Annotated in this window: 15 protein-coding genes; 10 read left to right on the forward strand and 5 right to left on the reverse strand. The window is 74.7% G+C overall.

All coding sequences use genetic code 11. The annotated features are described in order from the left end of the window. The first annotated feature begins 8 nt into the window (after positions 1 to 8). From glpK to ACU616_RS22110, 3 genes are all read left to right on the forward strand, one after another. Entirely contained in the window at positions 9 to 1,529 is a 1,521-nt protein-coding gene (glpK, locus tag ACU616_RS22100) for a glycerol kinase GlpK (protein ID WP_446760560.1), read from the forward strand. Between the two features lie 84 nt (positions 1,530 to 1,613). Next, positions 1,614 to 2,885: a cysteine--1-D-myo-inosityl 2-amino-2-deoxy-alpha-D-glucopyranoside ligase gene (mshC, locus tag ACU616_RS22105; protein ID WP_446760561.1), complete on the forward strand. Its 1,272-nt coding sequence runs from the start codon at positions 1,614 to 1,616 to the stop codon at positions 2,883 to 2,885. Beyond that, positions 2,885 to 3,940 carry an HD domain-containing protein gene (locus ACU616_RS22110; protein ID WP_446760562.1) on the forward strand — a complete coding sequence of 352 codons (1,056 nt, stop codon included), beginning with the start codon at positions 2,885 to 2,887 and terminating at the stop codon, positions 3,938 to 3,940. The genes mshC and ACU616_RS22110 overlap by 1 nt, the downstream gene beginning before the upstream one ends. A 182-nt stretch (positions 3,941 to 4,122) precedes the next feature. Here the strand turns inward: ACU616_RS22110 and ACU616_RS22115 are convergent, their stop codons facing one another. After that, entirely contained in the window at positions 4,123 to 4,986 is an 864-nt protein-coding gene (locus ACU616_RS22115) for a PAC2 family protein (RefSeq protein WP_446760563.1), read from the reverse strand. Positions 4,987 to 5,124: 138 nt separating this feature from the next. On the opposite strand from ACU616_RS22115, the gene metH reads away from it, so the two are divergent. Next, complete coding sequence (gene metH, locus ACU616_RS22120; RefSeq protein ID WP_446760564.1) at positions 5,125 to 8,928, forward strand: methionine synthase; 3,804 nt, start codon at positions 5,125 to 5,127, stop codon at positions 8,926 to 8,928. An 87-nt stretch (positions 8,929 to 9,015) separates the two neighbouring features. Here the strand turns inward: metH and ACU616_RS22125 are convergent, their stop codons facing one another. The 3 genes from ACU616_RS22125 to ACU616_RS22135 form a co-directional block, all read right to left on the reverse strand. After that, positions 9,016 to 9,660 (reverse strand): response regulator, encoded by a 645-nt coding sequence (locus ACU616_RS22125; protein WP_446760565.1) that lies wholly within the window; start codon positions 9,658 to 9,660, stop codon positions 9,016 to 9,018. Then, complete coding sequence (locus ACU616_RS22130) at positions 9,648 to 10,964, reverse strand: sensor histidine kinase (RefSeq protein WP_446760566.1); 1,317 nt, start codon at positions 10,962 to 10,964, stop codon at positions 9,648 to 9,650. The genes ACU616_RS22125 and ACU616_RS22130 overlap by 13 nt, the downstream gene beginning before the upstream one ends. 90 nt (positions 10,965 to 11,054) lie before the next feature. After that, positions 11,055 to 12,557 carry a helix-turn-helix domain-containing protein gene (locus ACU616_RS22135; RefSeq protein ID WP_446760567.1) on the reverse strand — a complete coding sequence of 501 codons (1,503 nt, stop codon included), beginning with the start codon at positions 12,555 to 12,557 and terminating at the stop codon, positions 11,055 to 11,057. Positions 12,558 to 12,766: 209 nt separating this feature from the next. Between ACU616_RS22135 and ACU616_RS22140 the strand changes: the two genes are divergently transcribed. The 4 genes from ACU616_RS22140 to ACU616_RS22155 all read left to right on the forward strand — a co-directional run bounded on the left by ACU616_RS22140 (position 12,767) and on the right by ACU616_RS22155 (position 18,001). Then, complete coding sequence (locus tag ACU616_RS22140; RefSeq protein ID WP_446760568.1) at positions 12,767 to 13,810, forward strand: amidohydrolase family protein; 1,044 nt, start codon at positions 12,767 to 12,769, stop codon at positions 13,808 to 13,810. 11 nt (positions 13,811 to 13,821) lie between these two features. Continuing rightward, positions 13,822 to 14,604 (forward strand): metal-sulfur cluster assembly factor, encoded by a 783-nt coding sequence (locus ACU616_RS22145; RefSeq protein WP_446760569.1) that lies wholly within the window; start codon positions 13,822 to 13,824, stop codon positions 14,602 to 14,604. Further along, positions 14,601 to 15,626, forward strand: a complete 1,026-nt coding sequence (locus ACU616_RS22150) for an NAD(P)-dependent alcohol dehydrogenase (protein ID WP_446760570.1) — start codon at positions 14,601 to 14,603, stop codon at positions 15,624 to 15,626. The genes ACU616_RS22145 and ACU616_RS22150 overlap by 4 nt, the downstream gene beginning before the upstream one ends. A gap of 260 nt (positions 15,627 to 15,886) precedes the next feature. Further along, positions 15,887 to 18,001 carry an HAD-IA family hydrolase gene (locus tag ACU616_RS22155; protein WP_446760571.1) on the forward strand — a complete coding sequence of 705 codons (2,115 nt, stop codon included), beginning with the start codon at positions 15,887 to 15,889 and terminating at the stop codon, positions 17,999 to 18,001. 84 nt (positions 18,002 to 18,085) lie between these two features. On the opposite strand, the gene ACU616_RS22160 is transcribed toward ACU616_RS22155, so the two are convergent. Beyond that, positions 18,086 to 19,087, reverse strand: a complete 1,002-nt coding sequence (locus ACU616_RS22160; protein WP_446760572.1) for a RecB family exonuclease — start codon at positions 19,085 to 19,087, stop codon at positions 18,086 to 18,088. Between the two features lie 195 nt (positions 19,088 to 19,282). On the opposite strand from ACU616_RS22160, the gene ACU616_RS22165 reads away from it, so the two are divergent. Both ACU616_RS22165 and arc read left to right on the forward strand, forming a co-directional pair. Next, a complete protein-coding gene (locus ACU616_RS22165; RefSeq protein WP_446760573.1) occupies positions 19,283 to 20,110 on the forward strand; it encodes a tRNA (adenine-N1)-methyltransferase in 828 nt (275 codons plus the stop codon). A 174-nt stretch (positions 20,111 to 20,284) separates the two neighbouring features. After that, on the forward strand, positions 20,285 to 22,009 hold the full coding sequence (arc, locus tag ACU616_RS22170) for a proteasome ATPase (RefSeq protein WP_446760574.1): 1,725 nt from the start codon (positions 20,285 to 20,287) through the stop codon (positions 22,007 to 22,009). Positions 22,010 to 22,082 lie beyond the last annotated feature (73 nt).

Consider the following 22,082-nt stretch of genomic DNA (forward strand, 5'->3'; position numbering starts at 1 on the left):
AGGACCCCGTGAGCCAGTACATCGCCGCGATCGACCAGGGCACGACGAGCACCCGCTGCATGGTCTTCGACCACGCCGGCGCGGTCGTCGCCGTCGCCCAGAAGGAGCACCAGCAGATCTTCCCGCGCGCCGGGTGGGTCGAGCACGACCCGCTCGAGATCTGGGCCAACGTTCGCGAGGTCGTCGGCCAGGCGCTGGCCCGCGCCGACCTGACCGGGTCCGACCTGGCCGCGGTGGGGCTGACCAACCAGCGCGAGACCACGGTCGTCTGGGACAGGACCACCGGCGAACCGGTCTACAACGCCATCGTGTGGCAGGACACCCGCACCGACCGCATCGTCACCGAGCTCGGTGAGCTCGGCGGCGGGGCCGACCGCTACAAGGACAAGGTCGGCCTGCCGCTGGCCACCTACTTCGCCGGGCCCAAGGTGACCTGGGTCCTGGACAACGTCGAGGGTGCCCGCGAGCGGGCCGAGCGCGGTGACCTGCTGATGGGCACCATCGACAGCTGGCTGCTGTGGCACATGACCGGCGGCACCGACGGCGGGCAGCACATCACCGACGTCAGCAACGCCTCCCGCACGATGCTCATGGACTACCGCACGCTGGCGTGGGACGAGTCGATCGCCGCCGACATGCGCATCCCGGTGTCGATGCTGCCGGAGATCCGGTCGAACTCCGAGGTGTACGGCGAGGGCCGCAAGGCCGGCGCGCTGGCCGGCGTGAAGATCGCCGGCTCGCTCGGTGACCAGCAGGCGGCGACCTTCGGCCAGGTCTGCTTCTCGCCCGGCATGGCCAAGAACACCTACGGCACCGGCAACTTCCTGCTGCTCAACACCGGCGAGGAGGCGGTGGCGTCGAAGAACGGCCTGCTGACGACGGTCTGCTACCGCATCGGCGACCGCAAGCCGGTCTACGCGCTCGAGGGGTCGATCGCCGTCACCGGCTCGCTGGTGCAGTGGGTGCGCGACAACCTGCGCCTCATCGGCGGCGCCGGCGAGATCGAGGCCGTCGCCCGCTCGGTGGAGGACAACGGCGGCGCCTACTTCGTGCCGGCGTTCTCCGGCCTGTTCGCCCCGCACTGGCGCTCCGACGCCCGCGGCGCGCTGGTCGGGCTCACCCGCTACGTCAACCGCGGGCACATCGCCCGGGCGGTGCTGGAGGCCACCGCCTACCAGACCCGGGAGGTGGTCGAGGCGATGAACGCCGACTCCGGGGTGGACCTCACCGAGCTCCGGGTCGACGGCGGCATGGTGGTCAACGAGCTGCTCATGCAGTTCCAGGCCGACATCCTCGGCGTCGACGTCGTCCGGCCCAGGATCGCCGAGACGACGGCGCTCGGCGCGGCCTACGCCGCCGGCCTCGCGGTCGGGTTCTGGGCCGACGAGGACGAGCTGAGCAGCCAGTGGGCCGAGGACAAGCGCTGGACCCCGGCCATGGACGACGCCACCCGCGACCGCTTCTACCGCAAGTGGCAGAAGGCGGTCACCCGCACCCTGGACTGGGTCGACGACGACGACCAGGAGTGAGGAACCCTCCGCCCCCGCGGGTGCCGTCCCCACCTGGGGCGGCGTCCGCGGGGCGGTCCCGGCCGCGCAACTAGGCTCCTGCCCGTGCTCGCCTGGCCCGCCCCGCTCCTGCCGACCCTGCCGGGTGCCGGCGCCGTCCTCCGGCTCTTCGACACCGCCCGGGGGGAGGTCGTGGCCACCGCGCCGGACCGGGTGGCCCGGATGTACGTGTGCGGCATCACGCCCTACGACGCCACCCACCTCGGCCACGCCGCCACCTACCTGGCCTTCGACCTGGTCGGCCGGGTGTGGCGGGACGCCGGGCACGCCGTGCACTACGTGCAGAACGTCACCGACATCGACGACCCGCTGCTCGAGCGCGCCGAGCGCGACGGCGAGGACTGGGTCGTGCTCGGCATGCGCGAGACGGCGCTGTTCCGCGAGGACATGACGGCGCTGCGGGTGCTGCCGCCCGACGACTACGTGGGTGCGGTGGCGACCATCCCGCGCATCGTGCGGCACGTCGAGACGCTGCTCGACGAGGGCCTGGCCTACGTCCTCGACGACGGCACCGGCGACGTCTACCACGACATCGCCCAGGCGCCGGGCTTCGGCGAGGAGTCCGGCTACGACGAGGCCACCATGCTGGCGCTGTCGGCCGAGCGCGGCGGCGACCCCGACCGCCCGGGCAAGCGCAACCGGCTCGACCCGCTGCTGTGGCGCGGCCGCCGTGCGGGCGAGCCGTCCTGGCCCGGGCCGCGCGGCGTCGAGGGCCGCCCCGGCTGGCACATCGAGTGCGCCGCCATCGCGCTGGACACCATCGGCATGGGCTTCGACGTGCAGGGCGGCGGCAGCGACCTGGTCTTCCCCCACCACGAGTTCTCCGCCGTCCACGCCGAGGCCCTGGCGGGCACCAAGCCCTTCGCCCGGGCCTACGTGCACGCGGCGATGATCGGCCTGGACGGCGAGAAGATGAGCAAGAGCCGCGGCAACCTGGTCTTCGTCTCCAAGCTGCGCGGCGAGGGCGTCGACCCGATGGCCATCCGGCTGGCGCTGCTGTCGGGCCACTACCGCACCGACCGCGCCTGGACGCCGGACCTGCTGGCCGCCGCCGAGGCCCGGCTGGCCACCTGGCGGCAGGCCGCCGCCCGCGACGCCGGCGCCCCGGCGGCGCCGGTGCTGGCCGGGATGCGCGAGCGGCTGGCCGCCGACCTCGACAGCCCCGGCGCCATCGCCGTCGTCGACGCGTGGGCCGCGCGGACGCTGGCGGCCGGCCCCGAGGACGAGGTCGACGACGGCGCGCCGGTGGTGGTGGCCGACGCCGTCGACGCGCTGCTGGGCATCGAGCTGTTCGGCGCTGCGCCGCAGGAGGGGTGATGCCGGGCGGGTCCCTGAGTGGTGACGCGGCCGGGGGGTTCCGGCTCACCGACCGCGGCGTGCGCGAGGCGGAGGAGTCCGGGCTCGCCCCGGCCGCGGCGCGCTCGGCGGCCACCCGCGGCCGCGCCGTCGACGAGCCCGAGGACCGGCTGCGCACCGCCTTCGAGCGCGACCGCGACCGGATCCTGCACGCCAAGGCCTTCCGCCGGCTCAAGCACAAGACGCAGGTCTTCCTCAACCCCGACGGCGACCACTTCGTCACCCGGCTCACGCACACGCTGCAGGTGACCCAGGTGGCCCGCTCGCTGGCCCGGGCGCTGGGGCTCAACGAGACCCTCGCCGAGGCGATCGCGCTCGGTCACGACGTCGGCCACTCGCCGTTCGGGCACATCGGCGAGGACGCCTTCGACCCCTACGTGCCCGGCGGGTGGCACCACGCGGCCCAGGGCGTGCGGATCGTGGAGGTGCTCGAGCGCCTCAACCTCACCTGGGAGGTGCGCGACGGCATCCGCGCGCACAGCTGGAAGATCACCCCGCCGCCGGCGACGCGGGAGGGGGAGTGCGTCCGGTACGCCGACCGGATCGCCTACCTCTCGCACGACGCGCTCGACGCCGTCCGCGCCGGGGTGCTGCGGGTGCCCGACCTGCCCGCCCGCGCCCGCGCGGTGTTCGGCGAGCCCGGCAGCGCGATGGTCGGCGCGATGGTCGACGCCGTCGTCGCGGGGTCGCTGGCCGACGGGGGAGCGGTGGTCATGGCGGCCGGGCCGCTGGCGGCGATGCACGAGCTGCGGGCGTTCATGTTCCAGCGGGTGTACGCCTCGGAGACCGCGGCGGGGCAGAAGCAGCTCGCCGTCGACGTCATCCGCCGGCTGGTCGACCACCACCTCGCCCACCCCGAGCTCATCCCGGCGACCTACCGCGACACCGCGGCCGACCCGGTGACCCAGGTGGTCGACCACGTCTCCGGCATGACCGACCGGTTCGCCCTCGCCACCCACGACCGGCTCTTCGCCGACGACGCCGCCGCCCGGATGGCCCCGCTGCTGCGCACCTGAGCCCCCGCCGGCGCTCCCGGGGCGCTGTCTCCTGGGGTGCCGTCCGTCCTCCCGGGGCGCTGCAGCACTCCCGGAGGACGAGGAGTGCTCCCGGAGCGGGGCCGGACCGCCCCCTCGACCGTTATCCCCAACCTATGTGCGGACCACCCGGCCGCCGTCCGGGCGCGACGGCCGGGGAGGGCTCAGTTGGGGGAGGAGCCCCGGCGGCGCAGGTAGCGCTCGAACTCGCGGGCGATCTGGTCGCCGTTGGCCTCGGACAGGTCGCTCTGGGTGGCCCGCTCCTCCAGCGAGCGGACGTACTCGACGACCTCGGCGTCCTCCTGGGCCATCTCGTCGACGGTCTTGACCCACTCGTCGGCCTGCTGGGGGAGCGCGCCGAGCGGCACGGCCACCTCCAGCACCTCCTCCACGCGCTGCAGCAGCGCGACGGTCGCCCGCGGCGAGGGCGGCTGGGAGACGTAGTGGGGGACGGCGGCCCAGAAGCTCACCGCCGGGAGCCCGGCCTGCACGCAGGCGTCCTGGAAGACTCCGAGGATCCCGGTGGGGCCCTCGTACGTGGAGGTCTCCAGGCCGTAGGCGCGGGCGGACTCGTCGTCGTAGGCCGACCCGGTGACCGGCGTGGGCCGGGTGTGCGGCGTGTCGGCGAGCAGCGCGCCGAGGGCGACGACGGTCTGCACGTCGAGCTCGTGGCACAGCTCGACGAGCTCCTCGCAGAAGCCGCGCCAGCGCATGTTGGGCTCGATGCCGCGGATGAGGACGACGTCGCGGTCGCTGTCCGGCGGGCGGGCCACCGAGACGCGCGTCGTCGGCCACTCCACGCGCCGGCTCACCCCGCCCACGAGGGAGACGGTGGGCCGGTTGACCTGGAAGTCGTAGTAGTCCTCGGGGTCGAGCGCGGCGAGGGGGGTGGCGTCCCAGATGAGCTCGAGGTGCTCGAGCGCCCCGGTGGCGGCGTCCCCCGCGTCGTTCCAGCCCTCGAACGCGACCACCACCACCGGCTGGTTCAGCTGGGGCAGGTCCTCGGAGGCGGACTTCGGGTCGATCACCCCTGCGAGCCTACGTCGGTCGCGCCGTCCTGCCGGGGTGGCGCGGGATGGGAGGATGGCCCGCGGAACACACGCCGCGCCGCGCGCGCTGCTGCTGCGACAGGCCCGGCCCGCCGTCGACCCACCCCGAGGATGCCCGTGACCGACGCCCCGTCCCCCCGCCCCGACGCCACGGCGGAGCTGACCGCCCTGCTCGAGCAGCGCATCCTGGTGCTCGACGGGGCGATGGGGACGGCGATCCAGCGGGACCGGCCCAGCGAGGCCGGCTACCGCGGCGAGCGCTTCGCCGGCTGGCACCGCGACGTCCAGGGCAACAACGACCTGCTCGTGCTCACCCAGCCCGAGCTGGTCGCGGGCATCCACCGCGAGTACCTCGAGGCCGGCGCGGATCTGATCGAGACCAACACCTTCAACGCGACGGCGATCTCGCTGGCCGACTACGGCATGTCGGAGCTGGCGCACGAGATCAACGTGGCGGCCGCGCGGCTGGCCCGCCGTGAGGCCGACGCGATGACCGCGCGCACGCCGGGGAAGCCGCGCTGGGTCGCCGGAGCGCTCGGCCCGACCAGCCGGACGGCGTCCATCTCGCCCGACGTGAACGACCCCGGCGCCCGCAACGTCACCTTCGCCGAGCTGGTCGCCGCCTACCTGGAGCAGGCCACCGGCCTGGTCGACGGCGGCGCCGACCTGCTGCTGGTCGAGACGGTCTTCGACACCCTCAACGCCAAGGCCGCGGTCTTCGCGCTGGAGACGCTGTTCGACGAGCGCGGCCGCCGCTGGCCGGTGATCGTCAGCGGCACCATCACCGACGCGTCGGGCCGCACGCTGTCGGGGCAGACCACCGAGGCGTTCTGGAACTCGGTGCGCCACGTCCGGCCGCTGGCCGTGGGGCTCAACTGCGCGCTGGGTGCCGCGGAGATGCGGCCCTACGTCGCCGAGCTGGCCCGCGTCGCCGACACCTTCGTCTCCTGCTACCCCAACGCCGGGCTGCCCAACGCCTTCGGCGAGTACGACGAGGCGCCGGCCGAGACCGCCGGCATCCTGCAGGGCTTCGCCGAGGACGGCTTCGTCAACCTCGTCGGCGGCTGCTGCGGCACCACGCCCGAGCACGTCGCCGCCATCGCCGCCGCCGTCGCGGGCGCGGCCCCGCGCACGCCGCCGGCCCGGCGGCCCGCGCTGCGGCTCTCGGGCCTGGAGCCGCTGACCGTCGACGCCGACTCCTTGTTCGTCAACATCGGCGAGCGCACCAACATCACCGGCTCGGCCCGCTTCCGTCGGCTCATCCGCGACGGCGACTACGCGACCGCGCTGGCCGTGGCCCGCCAGCAGGTCGAGGCCGGCGCGCAGGTCATCGACGTCAACATGGACGAGGGCATGATCGACGGGGTCGCGGCGATGACCCGCTTCACCCGGCTGATCGCCGCCGAGCCCGACATCTGCCGGGTGCCGGTGATGGTCGACTCCTCCAAGTGGGAGGTCATCGAGGCCGGGCTGCAGCAGCTGCAGGGCAAGTCGATCGTCAACTCCATCTCGCTGAAGAACGGCGAGGAGGAGTTCGTCGAGCAGGCGCGGCTGTGCCGCCGCTACGGCGCCGCCGTCGTCGTCATGGCCTTCGACGAGCAGGGCCAGGCCGACAGTCTCGAGCGGCGGCAGCAGATCTGCCGGCGCGCCCACGACGTCCTGGTGGACCGGGTCGGCTTCCCGGCCGAGGACGTCATCTTCGACCCCAACGTGTTCGCGGTGGCCACCGGCATCGAGGAGCACGCCCGCTACGGGCTGGACTTCATCGAGGCCACCCGCTGGATCAAGCAGAACCTGCCCGGTGCGCTGGTCTCCGGCGGCGTCTCCAACGTCTCGTTCTCCTTCCGCGGCAACGACCGCGTCCGCGAGGCCATCCACGCGGTGTTCCTCTTCCACGCCGTCGCCGCCGGCATGGACATGGGCATCGTCAACGCCGGCGCGCTGGAGGTCTACGAGGAGGTGCCGCGGGAGCTGCGGGACCGCATCGAGGACGTCGTCCTGGCCCGCCGCCCCGACGCCACCGAGCGGCTGCTGGAGGTCGCCGGGGACTACGCCGCCTCCGGCGCGGCGGAGGAGGCGGCCACCGAGGAGTGGCGCGCGCTGCCGGTGGGCGAGCGGATCACCCACGCGCTGGTCAAGGGCATCGACGAGTTCGTGGAGGCCGACACCGAGGAGCTGCGCGCGCAGATCAGCGCCCGCGGCGGCCGGCCGATCGAGGTCATCGAGGGCCCGCTGATGGACGGCATGAACGTCGTCGGCGACCTGTTCGGCGCCGGGAAGATGTTCCTGCCGCAGGTGGTGAAGTCCGCGCGGGTGATGAAGAAGGCGGTCGCCTGGCTGATCCCGTTCATCGAGGCGGAGAAGCAGCCCGGCGACGTCGAGCGCAGCAACGGCAAGGTCGTCATGGCCACCGTGAAGGGCGACGTCCACGACATCGGCAAGAACATCGTCGGCGTCGTCCTGCAGTGCAACAACTACGACGTCGTCGACCTCGGCGTCATGGTGCCGGCGCAGAAGATCCTCGACACCGCCAAGGCCGAGGGCGCCGACGTCATCGGCCTGTCGGGGCTGATCACCCCGTCGCTGGACGAGATGGTCGGCCTGGCCGCGGAGATGGAGCGGCAGGGCTTCGACGTCCCGCTGCTCGTCGGCGGGGCGACGACGTCGCGCGCGCACACCGCGGTCAAGGTGGCACCGCGCTACCACGGCCCGGTGATCTGGGTGAAGGATGCCTCGCGGTCGGTGCCGGTCGTCGCGGCGCTGCTGTCCGACGAGCAGCGGCCGGGCCTGCTGGCCTCGGTCGAGACGGAGTACGAGGCGCTGCGCGAGCGGCACGCGGCCCGCACCGACAGTCGGGCGCTGCTGCCGCTGGCCGCCGCCCGCGCCGCCGCGCCGCGGCTGGACTGGTCGTCCTACACCCCGCCGCGGCCGCGGATGCTGGTGCAGCAGAGCCGCGACGTGTGCACCGGACCGGGCTGCGACCACCGGCACGGCGGGGTCACCCGGTTCACCCGGGTCTTCCCGGAGTACCCGCTGGAGGAGCTGCGCCGGTACGTCGACTGGCAGCCGTTCTTCAGCGCCTGGGAGATGCGCGGCCGCTTCCCCGACATCCTGCACAACCCGACCACCGGCGAGGCCGCCCGCCGGTTGTTCGCCGACGCCCAGGCGATGCTCGACCGCGTCGTCGAGGAGCGGTGGCTGACCGCCAACGGCGTCGTCGGGCTGTTCCCGGCCAACCGGGTGGACGGCACCGAGGACGTCGAGGTCTACACCGACGAGTCGCGGACGGCGGTGCGCGCGGTGCTGCACCAGCTGCGGCAGCAGACCGAGGGCCGCGACGGCTCCCCGCGCAAGTCGCTGGCCGACTTCGTCGCGCCCCGGGCCAGCGGGCTGCGCGACCACGTCGGCGCGTTCGCCGTCACCGCCGGGCTGGGCGCGGCCGAGCGGGTGGCCGCGTTCAAGGCCGAGCACGACGACTACTCGGCGATCATGCTCGAGGCGCTGGCCGACCGGCTGGCCGAGGCGTTCGCCGAGCGGCTGCACGAGCGCGTGCGGCGGGAGCTGTGGGGCTACGCCGCCGACGAGCACCTGGACAACGACGCGCTGATCGCCGAGCGGTACCAGGGCATCCGGCCGGCGCCGGGCTACCCGGCCTGCCCCGAGCACACCGAGAAGCAGACGATCTGGGACCTGCTCGACGCCGAGGCGGCCACCGGGCTGCAGCTGACCGAGAGCATGGCCATGTGGCCGGGCGCGGCGGTCAGTGGGCTGTACTTCTCCCATCCGCAGTCGCGCTACTTCGTGCTCGGCCGGCTGGGCCGCGACCAGGTCGAGGACTACGCCCGGCGCAAGGGCTGGACGCTGGCCGAGGCCGAGCGCTGGCTCTCGCCCAACCTCGGCTACCGCACGGACGCCGACTGAAGGACCCCCTCGCCCCCCACCACCCGCTTCACTCGCGGCCGGCCCCTGCAGGGAGGGCCGTTGCAGCACGTCACCGGGACGGCAGGGTCAGGAGCGCAGGTAGGCGAGGGTGGCCAGCACGCGGCTGTTGCGGTCCTCGTCGGGGGCCAGGCCGAGCTTGGCGAAGATCCGCTGGGTGTGCTTCTCCACCGCGCCGCCGGTGACCACCAGCCGGCGGGCGATCGCGGCGTTGGAGGCCCCCTCGGCGAGCAGCTCCAGCACCTCGCGCTCGCGCGGGGTCAGCCGGCGCACCGGGTCGTCGGCGCGGCGGCGGGCGAACAGCTGCGCGACCACCTGCGGGTCGAGCACGGTGCCGCCGGCGGCCACCCCGGTCAGCGCGGCGAGGAAGGCGTCGAGGTCGGTCACCCGGTCCTTGAGCAGGTACCCGACCCCGCCGCGGCCGTCGGCGAGCAGCTCGTCGGCGTAGGCCACCTCGACGTACTGCGACAGCACCAGCACCGCGGTCCCGGGGACGACGGCGCGCGCCGCGACCGCGGCGCGCAGGCCCTCGTCGGTGTGCGTCGGGGGCATCCGGACGTCGACCACGGCGACGTCCGGGCGGTGCTCGGCCACCGCCCGGACCAGCGAGGGGCCGTCGCCGACGGCGGCGACCACCTCGCTGCCCTCCTCCTCGACCAGGCGCACCAGCCCCTCGCGCAGCAGCACCGAGTCGTCGGCGATCACGACCCGCACGGCAGCTCCGCGACCAGCCGGGTCGGCCCTCCGGGCGGGCTGTCGACGGTGAGGACGCCGTCGACGGCGCGCAGCCGGTCGGCCAGCCCGGCCAGGCCGTGCCCGGGCACGAGCACCGCGCCGCCGGGGCCGTCGTCCTCCACGGTGACCCGCAGCGCCGGCCCCACCGCGACCACCACCACCTGGCAGGCCGTGGCGCCGCTGTGCTTGGCCACGTTGGCCAGCGCCTCGCTGACCACGAAGTAGGCGGTGTTCTCCACCGCCGGCGCCAGCCGCTCGTCCGGCAGGTCGACGGCCAGCTGCACGGGCACCGGCGACCGCGCCGCGACGGCGGCCAGCGCGGCGGCCAGGCCGCGGTCGGCGAGCACCGGCGGGGCGATGCCGCGGGAGAGCGCCCGCAGCTCCTCCAGCGCCTCGCGGGCCAGGCCGGCGGCCTCGCCGATCGTCGTGCGGGCGGCGGCGGGGTCGCGGTCGAGCTGGCGCTGCGCGCGGGAGAGGTCCATGCCCAGGCGGACCAGGTGCTGCTGCGGGCCGTCGTGGATGTCGCGCTCCAGCCGGCGCAGGGAGACCGCCTCGGCGGCGACGGCGGCGTCCCGGCCCTCGGCGAGCCGGCCGAGCTCGGCCTGCGTGGCCGCGCGGGAGGTCAGCAGCACCCGGCCGAGCTGGGCCTGCAGCAGGGCGACGGCGCGGACCACGAACGGCAGCGTCACCGCGAACAGCAACCCGACGACGGCGTAGAGCAGGATCCGCCGCAGCGACGAGGTCTGCAGGCCGACCAGCTCCAGCAGGTCCTGGTTGTCCGGGTTGCCGGCGGGCTCGGGCAGGGCCCAGTCCCACAGGCCGTAGGTCAGGCCGCCCAGGGCGACCGACCACCAGGTCACGGTCACGGTGAACGCCACGATCGACAGCGCGAAGCGGACCACGGCGTGCAGCGCGTCGAGCCAGGTCTGCGGGTCGCGCACCGGCGTCAGCACCCGGGCGACGGTGCCGCCGTCGGCGCGCCGGTAGGCCGGGCGGGGCAGCGGCGTCCCGAGGACGGCGGGCAACCAGGCCCGCTCGGCGCCGGCCAGGCCCCGGGCGGCGACCAGGGTGACGGCGAGGACGGGCAGGCCCACCCAGACGACCAGCAGGCCGGCGCCGAGGGACAGGCCGGTCACGGCGACGACGAAGGCGACGATCGCGACGGGGAAGGTGACCAGGTTGTAGGCGGTGTCCACGCCGAGGGCGCGCAACCGGTCGGGCGGCCGGGCCGGCGCGGGTGCCGGGGAGGTCGTCGGCGGCAGGACGGCGGTGTCGGTGCTCATGCCGAGGAGCCTGGCGGTGGGGGCGTCACGGTCCCATCCTGCTGCCCGGCCGGTCCGCTGTCGGGCTTCCCCGACACGGCACCTGCCGCCTCACGACGTCCGGGGCGGCACCGTGATCCTGTACTGGGCGATCTTTCGGTAGAGGGTGGCCCGGCCGATGCCGAGCTCCTCGGCGACGCGGGTCATCGTGGTGCCCGGCTCGGTCAGGCACCGCGCGATCTCGTCGCGCTCCAGCCGCTCGAGCCGCGACAGCGGCCGGGTGCTGCCGTCGAGCACCTCCGGCGCGAGGTGGTGGACGTCGACCACGTCGGCCCGGGCGGCGGCGTCCCGGACGACGCGGCGCAGCTGGCGGACGTTGCCCGGCCACGCGCAGGCCTCCAGCGCCCGGGCGGCGCGCGGGGTGAGGTCGACCTCGCGGTGGCGCTCCTGGCGGGCGACCCAGCGGGCCAGCGGCAGCACGTCGTCGGTGCGGGCGCGCAGCGGCGGGACCTCCACCACGGCCTCGACCAGCCGGGCCAGCGGGTCGGGGAGCGCGGCGAACTCCGGCGCGGCCAGCACGAAGGGCTGCGGCCGGCCGGCGCGGCGGGCGGCGGCGAGGACCGGGGCGAGGTCGCCGGCGGCGCAGGCGGGCAGGTGCGCGAGGCCGGAGACGATGACGCAGGTGTCGGGGTCGCGCAGCTCCGGCGTCCACAGCTCCAGCCAGGCCGCGGCCTCGCCGGACCCCGGTGCGGTCAGCTCGCCGCCCTCCGGCGCGCGGGCGTGCAGCAGCCGCTGCCGTCCGCCCAGCCGCCGCCGCGCCAGCGCGGCCAGCGTCGCCTTGCCCGCCCCGGCCTCGCCCACGACCGCCAGCACCCGCCCGGCGGTGACCGCCCGGGCCGCCGCACCGAGCGCGCCCCGCCAGCCGGCCGAGACGCACGGGTCGCCGTCGTCGGGAGCCACCGAGCCCCGGACGACGGAGAAGACCTCCCCGCGCGGCGTCGGTCGCACCGTGCGCCCGCCCGCGCGCACGAGCATCAGCGCGCTGGTGGCCGCCGCCGCCGTCTGGGCCAGCCCCAGCAGCAGGTCGGAGGAGGCCTCCGACCAGGTGGTGAGGTTGATGCTGCCGGCCAGCTCACCGGTGACCGGCTCGAGCACCGGCGCGGCGGCGCAGGTGTAGCCGCGCAGGTCGGCGCAGTAGTGGTCGCCGGCCCGCACGAGCGAGGGCGCCCGGTCGGCCAGCGAGAGCCCCAGCCCGTTGGTGCCGGCGTTGCGCTCGCTGTAGGTGAACCCCGGCGCGAGGTGCACCCGGTCCAGCGACCGCCGGATGCCGGGGTCGTCGCCGAGCCGGGCGAGCACCAGCCCCTCGGAGTCGGCGACCATCAGGCTGACCGGCTCGTTGGCGATCGTCGACTGCAGGTCGGAGAGCACGCGGTGCGCGCACTCGTAGAGCAGGGAGCCGGTGTCCGGCGAGCCGGTGAAGACCGGGATGACCTCGTCCGGCGGGACGCCGTAACCCTGGCTGCGCTGCCACGACGCGCGCAGCCGCGGTGCGGCGGCGCGGCCGGCCAGCGCGGGGTCGGCGAGCGGACCGCGGGAGGCCGGCAGGTCGTCCACGGGTCCCTCCGGAACGGGAGGCCGGCCGGGCTGGCCGGCGCGGAACGGGGAGGACGGGGCTGTAGCGCAGGCCACGCAATGTACGCCCCCGCGCGGCCGGTCCGGTGTTCCGAAGTGAGACACCGGAGGTCTGTCCGCAGGTCGGCGGGCTGCCTAGCGTCGTGGGCCAGCGGGTGACCTGGACCACACCGAGCCGACGGAGGCACCGGATGTACAGCAAGGACGGCGAGCAGTACTACGTCGTGGACTCCCACATCGCCCTGTGGGACGCGCGGCCGGACAACCAGCGCAACGTCCACGGCAAGCAGTTCATCGACTGCTTCTACGACTACCACCGCAACCTCAGCCCGGAGTCGGAGGTGTGGTCCTACGAGGAGTACCTCTACCAGGGCGGCGAGCGGCTGATGCGCGACGTGTTCGCCGACGGGATCGTCGACCACGCGATCTTCCAGCCGGCCCGGCTGGCCGAGTTCTACCACCGCGGCTTCGGGCAGACCGAGGAGGCGTTCGCCCTCGCCCAGGCCCACCCGGACAAGCTGACCTACAACCACTACTGGGACCCGCGCGACGGCGAGAACGGCCTGGACGCGCTGCGGGCCGCCGCCGAGCGCATGCACCTCAAGGGCGTGAAGCTCTACACCGCCGACTGGCACGGCGAGTCGCGCGGCTGGAAGCTCACCGACCCGATGGCCTACCGCTACTTCGAGCTCTGCCGCGAGCTGGGCATCGAGAACATCCACATCCACAAGGGCCCGACGATCCGCCCGCTGGACCGCGACGCCTTCGACGTCGCCGACGTCGACCACGCGGCCACCGACTTCACCGACCTCAACTTCGTCGTGGAGCACTGCGGCCTGCCCCGGCTGGAGGACTTCTGCTGGATCGCCACCCAGGAGCCCAACGTGTACGCGGGCCTGGCGGTCGCCATCCCGTTCATCCACACCCGGCCGCGGTACTTCGCGCAGATCATGGGCGAGCTGACCTACTGGCTCGGCGAGGACCGCATCCTCTTCTCCAGCGACTACGCGCTGTGGACCCCGAAGTGGCTGGTCGAGCGCTTCGTGGACTTCCAGATCCCCGAGGACATGACCGAGTACGCGCCGCTGACCACCGAGGTGAAGAAGAAGGTGCTCGGCCTCAACGCCGCGCGGCTCTACGACCTCGAGGTGCCCGCCCACCTGCGCCTGCCCGACGCCGACGAGACGGCCACCGGCCCGCGCGAGCCGGCCGCCGCCGACCTCGCGAGCGTCTGAGGAGGACGCCGATGACCGCCGTCCTCCCCGACCTGACCGTGACCGAGGCCGAGGTGCGCGCCGCGCTGGGCACCGTCGTCGACCCCGAGCTGGACGAGCCGATCACCGACGTCGGCTTCGTCCGGTCGGTGTCGGTCTCGGGCTCTGCCGACAGGGGCGCTGCCGTCGAGGTGCACCTGCGGCTGCCCACCTCCTTCTGCGCGCCCAACTTCGCCTGGCTGATGGTCTCCGACGCCCACGACGCGGTGTCCGCCGTCCCGGGGGTGGGGTCGGTGGTGGTCGAGCTCGACGACCACCACGACTCCCACCTGATCAACCGCGGGATGGCCGCCGGGCTGGGCTACCGGGGCACCTTCGGGCACGAGGCGGAGGAGTCCCTCGACGAGCTGCGGGCGACCTTCCAGCGCAAGGCGCACACCGCGGCGATGGAGCGGGCCCTCACCGCGCTGCTGCGCAGCGACCCGACGGTGGACGTCGCGGCGCTCACCCTCGGCGACCTGCCGGCGGGGGAGCACACCACCGGCGCGCTGCTGCGCCGCCGGGCGACCCTCGGCCTCCCCGTGGACGACGCGGCGCCGGTGCTCGTGCTCGACGACGGCACCCGCCCCGACCCCGCGCAGGCAGACATGGTGCTGCGCCGGGCCCGCTCGGTGCGCATCTCCGTCGACGGCAACGCGCACTTCTGCCGGGGTCTGCTCACCACCCGCTACCCGGGGTCGGAGGCCGACCAGACCCCCCGCCCCGAGGACCGCCCCCTGCTCCCGCTCACCGTCTCGAAGGGAACCCAGCCGTGAAGGCCGTCCGCGTGCACGAGTACCACGTCGACCCCTCCATCGACGACATCCCCGAACCGCAGGTCCAGGGTCCGCTCGACGTCATCGTCAAGATCGGCGGCGCCGGGGTCTGCCGGACCGACCTGCACATCCTCGAGGGCCAGTGGGCCGACCTGCAGAACCCGGACCTGCCCTACGTGATCGGGCACGAGAACGCCGGGTGGGTGCACCAGGTGGGGGAGGGGGTCACCAACGTCGCCGTCGGGGACACGGTGATCCTGCACCCCCAGCCCAGCTGCGGCCTGTGCACGCCCTGTCGCGCCGGCCGGGACATGCAGTGCGTGAACGCCTTCTTCCCCGGGTTGTCGAACGACGACGGCGGCATGGCCGAGTACCTGCGCACCACGGCCCGCGCCTGCGTCAAGCTCGACCCGTCGACCAACCCCGCCGACGTCGCCGCCCTCGCCGACGCCGGCATCACCGCCTACCACGCCGTGCGCAAGGCCCTGCCGCTGCTGTACCCCGGCACGACGGCGGTCGTGCTGGGCGCCGGCGGTCTCGGCCACATCGGCGTGCAGTGCCTGGCCGCGCTGTCGGGCACCCGGGTCGTCGTCGTCGACCGCAACCCCGACGCTCTGGAGCTCGCCCGGCAGATCGGCGCGGACGAGACCGTGGTCGCCGACGGCCAGCACGTGCAGGCGGTGCAGGACCTGACCGGCGGTGGGGCGAACGTCGTCTTCGACTTCGTCGCCGAACAGGGCGCGGAGATGGACGGCTGGCACATGACCGGCCCCGCCGGCTCGTACTACGTCATCGGCTACGGCGGCGAGCTGCGGATCCCGACGCTGGAGTTCGTCGCCGGCGAGAAGAACATCGTCGGCAACATCGTCGGCACCTACACCGACCTGGCCGAGCTCATGGTGCTCGCGCAGGCCGGCAAGGTCACCCTGCACACCCAGCAGTACCCGCTCGACCGGGCCGTGGACGCGCTGCGCGACCTCGACGCCGGGAAGGTCCGGGGCCGGGCGATCCTCGTCCCCTGACGGAGGACCCCTCCGCGCCCTGGCCGGCCCTCGTGGCCGGCCGGGGCGCCGCGGCGTCCGGGCGGGGCGACGGGTGGGACAGGAGGGACGCAGGACACGGTTTGGGGCGGGCGCGTGGGCACGCTCACGGGGACCGCAACCGTGTCGACACACGCCGCTGACCTGCGGCTGGCACCGTGGAGGACGGCGCCCGAGGTCGTGTGCTCCCCGACCCCCCGCCCGCCGTCCGCGGCGGCGCGCTGTCCCCCTGAGGTCCTCCGATGCCCCTCGCCCTGCCCACCCGCGCCTCCGTCCGGTCCGGATCCCCGCCCGCCCCGTCGTCGGCCGCGCGGCTGCTCACCGCGGTCGCGGTGCTCTTCGGCCTCGACGGCTTCGTGTTCGGCAGCTGGGCCGCCCGCGTCCCCGACGTCAGCGCCGCCACCGGCGCCGGCTCCGCCGCGCTGGGCCTGGCGCTGCTGTGCCTCTCGCTCGGCGCGCTCGCCTGCATGCAGGTCACCGGCCGCCTCTGCACCCGGCTGGGGACCGGTCGCACCGCCGCGCTGGCCGGGACCGGCGTCAGCGCCTGCGCCGTGCTGCCCGGCCTGGCCTCCGGCGTGCCCGCCCTGTGCGTCGCGCTGCTGGTCTTCGGCGGCCTCACCGGGGCGGTGAACGTCGCGGCCAACAGCGTTGGCGTCCAGGTGCAGGCCCGGGCCGGCCGGCCGCTGCTGCCGCTCCTGCACGCGGCGTTCAGCGCCGGCGGCCTGCTCGGCGCCCTGCTCGGCGGCCTCGCCTCGGCCGCGACCGGCGTCGCGGTGCACCTGGCCGCCGTCGCCCTGACCGGCCTGGCCGTCATGGCGTGGGCGGCGCCGGTGCTGCGCGGTGCCGACGCCGTCCTCGACCCCACCGGCGCGGCGGACGGCGACGGGCCGCCGGCCGGCCGCCGGCCCACCGCCGTCCTCGTCGTGCTCGGCGGCGTCGCCGGGGCGACGGCCTACGGCGAGGGCGCCCTGTCCGACTGGGGCGCGCTGCACCTGCGCGAGCACCTGCACGCGACGCCGCTGCTCGCCGCCGCCGGGTACGCCGGCTTCTCCTCGGCGATGGCCCTGGCCCGGCTGGCCGGGGGCCCGCTGGTGCTGGCCCTGGGGGAGCGGCGGCTGCTGGCCGGCGGTGCCGCAGTGGCCGCCGCCGGCGCGCTGACCGCGGTCACGACGTCGTCACTGCCGGTCGCCCTCGCCGGGTTCGTGCTCGTCGGGCTGGGGCTGGCCAACGTCTTCCCGCTGGCCATCGCGCGGGCCGGTGCGCTCGGCGGTCCGAGCGGCGTCGCGCTGTCGACCACCGTCGGCTACACCGGCCTGCTCGGCGGGCCGCCGGTCATCGGGTTCCTCGCCGAGCACGCCGGGCTGCCCGCCGCGCTGGGCACGGTCGCGCTGGCGGCCGGCGTGGCCGCCGTCCTCGTGCTGGGCGTCGAGGGCTCCTCCGTGCGGCGCCCCGTCCTGCCGCGGCGCCCGGGATGGCCGGCGCCGGTGCGCTTCGGGCTGCGGCCGGTGGCCGTCGCTGCGCCCGGCGGCGGCCCGGGTGCGCGGCGGCACCGGCGGCTACCTGCGCGACCTGCGGCTGCTGGAGGTCTCGTGACCGGGAGCCGGGGTGGGCTCGGTCACGCTCCTACCGTGGAGGTGGTGGAGACCCGGGCAGCGCAGGCAGCGACGCCGCGGGCGGTGCTGTTCGACATGGACGGCACCCTCGTGAAGACCGAGCAGCACTGGGGGACGGCGCTGTTCGCCCTCGCCCGGCGGCTGGGCGGCGAGCTGAGCCGGCCGGCCCGGGAGGCCACCGTGGGCACCAGCATGCGCACGGCGCTGGGCGTGCTCTACGCCGACCTCGGCCTCGACCGGCAGTCCGCGTGGCAGGACGACGCGGCCTGGGTCGAGGACACCGTCGCCGAGCTGCTGGCCGCCGGGGTGCCCTGGCGGCCGGGCGCGCGCGAGCTGCTCGCCGAGCTGCGGGCGGCGGCGGTGCCCACCGCCCTGGTGACGACGACGCCCCGACGGCTGGCCGACCTGGTCCTCGCCCAGCTCGAGCGGGACTTCCCCGACGTGCCGCCGTTCGACCTGACCGTCTGCGGCGACGAGGTGCCCGCGCGCAAGCCCGACCCGGCGCCCTACCGGCAGGCCGCCGCGGCCCTCGGTGTCGACCCGGCCGACTGCGTCGTGGTGGAGGACTCCGCCGCCGGCGTGACCGCGGGCCTGGCCGCCGGCGCCGCGGTGCTCGGCGTGCCCTCGCTGCAGCCGCTGTCGCCCGCGCCGGGCCTGGTGCTGCGGAACACCCTGACCGGGCTCGGCCTCGGCGGGCTCGCCGCCGTCCTCGCCGCCCGCGCCCCGGCCGCCGCCCGGGCCTGAGCAGGCTCCGGGCGCCTCGTCCGGGGACCGCGGGGAGCCGCGGTGCCCCGGGGCACCCGCCGGGACCGGACGGTCCCGCGCGGCTCAGTCGCGCTCGACCACCGGCAGGGTCGGCCAGCCGGCCGCGGCGGCGGCCTCGGCGGGGAACGGCGGGGGCGTGCCGCCGAAGGACGGGCACAGCGCCTGGTGGTCGCACCAGTCGCACAGCCGGGTGCGGTTGGGGCGGAAGTCGCCGGTGACCACGGCCCGCTCGATCGCCGCCCAGATGGCCAGCAGCGTCCGCTCGAAGCGCACCAGCTCGCCCTCGTCGGGGGCGTAGGTCAGCGCGTCGGCGTCGCCGAGGTAGATGAGCTTGAGCTGGCTGGCCACCACGCCGCGGGTGCGCCACAGCACCAGGGCGTAGAACTTCATCTGGAACAGCGCCTTGGACTCGAACGCCTCGCGCGGCATCGAGCCGGTCTTGTAGTCGACCACCCGCAGCGCGCCGTTGCGGGCGACGTCGAGGCGGTCGACGTACCCGCGCAGCAGCAGCCCGTCGGGCAGCGTGACCTCGACCAGCTCCTCGCGGCCCTCGGGCTGGATGCGGGTGGGGTCCTCCAGGGAGAAGTAGGTCTCCACCAGCTCCCCGGCCGAGGCCAGCCACCCCTCCAGCGACGGCGGGGGCGCGCCGTCGTCCCCGGCGGTGAACAGCGCCGCCACCTCCGGGTCGGCGCGCAGCTCCTCCCACGCCGGCCCGACCAGACCGCGGGCGGCGTCGACGGTGCGCTCGGCCGGCGGGAGGTCGTAGAGCCGCTCGAGGACGGCGTGCACCAGCGTGCCGCGCACCGCCGCGGCGCTCTTCTTCTCCGGCAGCCGGTCGATGGTGCGGAAGCGGTACAGCAGCGGGCAGGTCTTGAAGTCCGCCGCCCGGCTCGGCGACAGCGACGGCCGGCGCGGCGCCCGCTGCGCGGCCGGGTCGGTGTGCGCCACGCCCGCCGGCGCCGGGTCCTGCGCCACGCCCGCCGGCGCCGGGTCCTGCGCCCGTTCCTCCCGCGCCGGGTCCTGCGCGACGTCCCCCTGCGCCGAGTGCTGCGCCATCGCCGTCATGCAGCCGAGGTTAGGTCGTTCCTCCGACAGTTCCGCAGCGCCCGCGCCGGACGGACCCGTCCTGCCGCTCGCCTAGGCTGGCCGCCCGTGGACCCGCAGCCCGAGCCGACCGACGCCACCCGCCCCGAGTGCGGCCCTCCTGCAGGGGCCCGCCGCGAGCGTGCGAGCGGTGGGGGGCAGGAGGGTCCTTCGACGGTGCCCGGGGCCTTCGTGGCCGGCGACCGGGTGCAGCTCACCGACCCCAAGGGCCGGCTGCACACCGTCGTCCTCACGCCGGGCAAGCAGTTCCACACCCACCGCGGCGCCATCGCCCACGACGACCTCATCGGGGCGCCGGAGGGCTCCGTGGTGCACTCCACCGCCAACACCGGTTACCTGGCGTTCCGGCCGCTGCTGGCCGACTTCGTCCTCTCCATGCCCCGCGGCGCGCAGGTGATCTACCCCAAGGACGCCGCCCAGATCGTCGGCAACGGCGACATCGGCCCCGGCATGCGCGTCCTGGAGGCCGGCGCCGGGTCCGGTGCGCTGACCTGCTCGCTGCTGCGCGCGGTCGGCGAGCACGGCCGGGTCACCAGCTACGAGCGCCGCGAGGACTTCGCCGACGTCGCCCGCGGCAACGTGTCCGCCTTCTTCGGCGGCGCCGTCCCCGGCACCTGGGACCTGCGCCTGGGCGACCTCGCCGACCACCCCGCCGAGGAGGTCGTCGACCGGGTCGTGCTCGACATGCTCGAGCCGTGGGCGGTGCTGCCCACGGTCGCTGCCGCCCTGCGGCCCGGCGGCGTCGTGGTCGGTTACGTGGCTACCGTCACCCAGCTGTCGACCTACGTCGAGGCGCTGCGCGCGCAGGGCGTGTGGACCGAGCCCTACGCCTGGGAGTCGCTGGTGCGGCCGTGGCACGCGGTGGGCCTGGCGGTGCGCCCCGAGCACCGGATGGTGGCCCACACCGCCTTCCTGGTGACCGCGCGCCGGCTGGCCGAGGGCGTCGTCGCACCGGCCCGCCAGCGCCGCGCCGCCAAGGGCTGAGCCGGCGCCCCGGAGGGACGTGACGAGCGCGTCACGGTCTGCGCGAGCCCCGGGCGGGCTGTCGGTCGGCGTGTATAGATTTGCCTCCTGGCTCCCCCCGATGTGCGGAGGTGCGCGATGGGCCCCGGCCTTGGTAATGGTCCCGACGAGTTCCGAGCACGGCGTGAGCGAGACGTGTCCGCGCTGCTCGCCCAGATCTCCTACCTCGAGGAGGAGATCGGTCTGCTGCGCCGCAAGGTGTCCGACAGCCCCCGCCAGGTGCGGGTGCTGGAGGAGCGCATCGCCGAGGCGGAGGGCCGGGCGGCCTTCCTCTCCGAGCGCAACGACAAGCTGACCGGCACGCTGCGCGACGCCCGCGAGCAGCTGGTCACCCTCAAGGAGGAGGTCGACCGGCTCGGTCAGCCGCCCTCGGGCTACGGCGTCTTCCTGGGCCGCCACGACGACGGCACGGTCGACGTCTTCACCGGCGGCCGGAAGCTGCGGGTGTCGGTCTCCCCGGCCGTCGAGGGCCAGGACCTGCGCCCCGGCCAGGAGGTCATGCTCAACGAGGCGATGAACGTCGTCGAGGCGCTCGGCTACGAGAAGCAGGGCGACGTCGTCATGCTCAAGGAGCTGCTCGAGCCGATCGACGGCGTGACCCGGCGCGCGCTGGTCATCGGCCACACCGACGAGGAGCGTGTGGTCTACCTGGCCGACTCGCTCACCGACCAGCCGCTGCGGGTGGGTGACTCGCTGCTGCTGGAGTCGCGGTCTGGCTACGTCTACGAGCGGATCCCCAAGAGCGAGGTCGAGGAGCTCGTCCTCGAGGAGGTCCCCGACATCGACTACTCCGACATCGGCGGGCTCTCCCGGCAGATCGAGCAGATCCGCGATGCCGTGGAGCTGCCGTTCCTGCACGCCGACCTGTTCCGCGAGTACGAGCTGCGCCCGCCCAAGGGCATCCTGCTCTACGGCCCGCCCGGGTGCGGCAAGACGCTCATCGCCAAGGCCGTGGCCAACTCGCTGGCCAAGAAGGTCGCCGCGGTGAAGGGGGAGGGGCAGGCCAAGAGCTACTTCCTCAACATCAAGGGCCCCGAGCTGCTCAACAAGTACGTCGGGGAGACCGAGCGGCACATCCGGCTGGTGTTCCAGCGGGCCCGGGAGAAGGCCAGCGAGGGCACGCCGGTCATCGTGTTCTTCGACGAGATGGACTCCATCTTCCGCACCCGCGGGTCGGGCGTGTCCTCCGACGTGGAGTCCACGATCGTCCCGCAGCTGCTCAGCGAGATCGACGGCGTGGAGGGCCTGGAGAACGTCATCGTCATCGGCGCCTCCAACCGCGAGGACATGATCGACCCGGCGATCCTGCGGCCCGGCCGGCTGGACGTGAAGATCAAGATCGAGCGGCCCGACGCCGAGGCCGCGCGGGACATCTTCAGCAAGTACCTGCGGCCGTCGCTGCCGATCTCGCCCGACGACCTCGCCGAGAACGGCGGCAGCCCCGAGGCGACCATCCAGGGGATGATCCAGCGCACCGTCGAGCGGATGTACACCGAGAGCGAGGAGAACCGCTTCCTCGAGGTGACCTACGCCAACGGTGACAAGGAGGTCCTGTACTTCAAGGACTTCAACTCCGGCGCGATGCTGCAGAACATCGTCGACCGGGCCAAGAAGATGGCGATCAAGGAGAGCCTCGAGTCCGGCTCGAGCGGCCTGCGGGTCGGCCACCTCATGCAGGCCTGCGTCGACGAGTTCAAGGAGAACGAGGACCTGCCCAACACCACCAACCCCGACGACTGGGCGCGGATCTCGGGCAAGAAGGGCGAGCGGATCGTCTACATCCGCACGCTCATCAGCGGCAAGGGCAACGACTCCGGCCGCGCCATCGACACCGCCACCAACACCGGCCAGTACCTGTAGCCCTCCTCCCCGAGCCGTCTCCCCGAGCCGTGGCCCGGCCGTCCCGCGGGACGGCCGGGCCGCCGTCGCGCGC

The organism is Geodermatophilus sp. URMC 62, assembly GCF_052931475.1.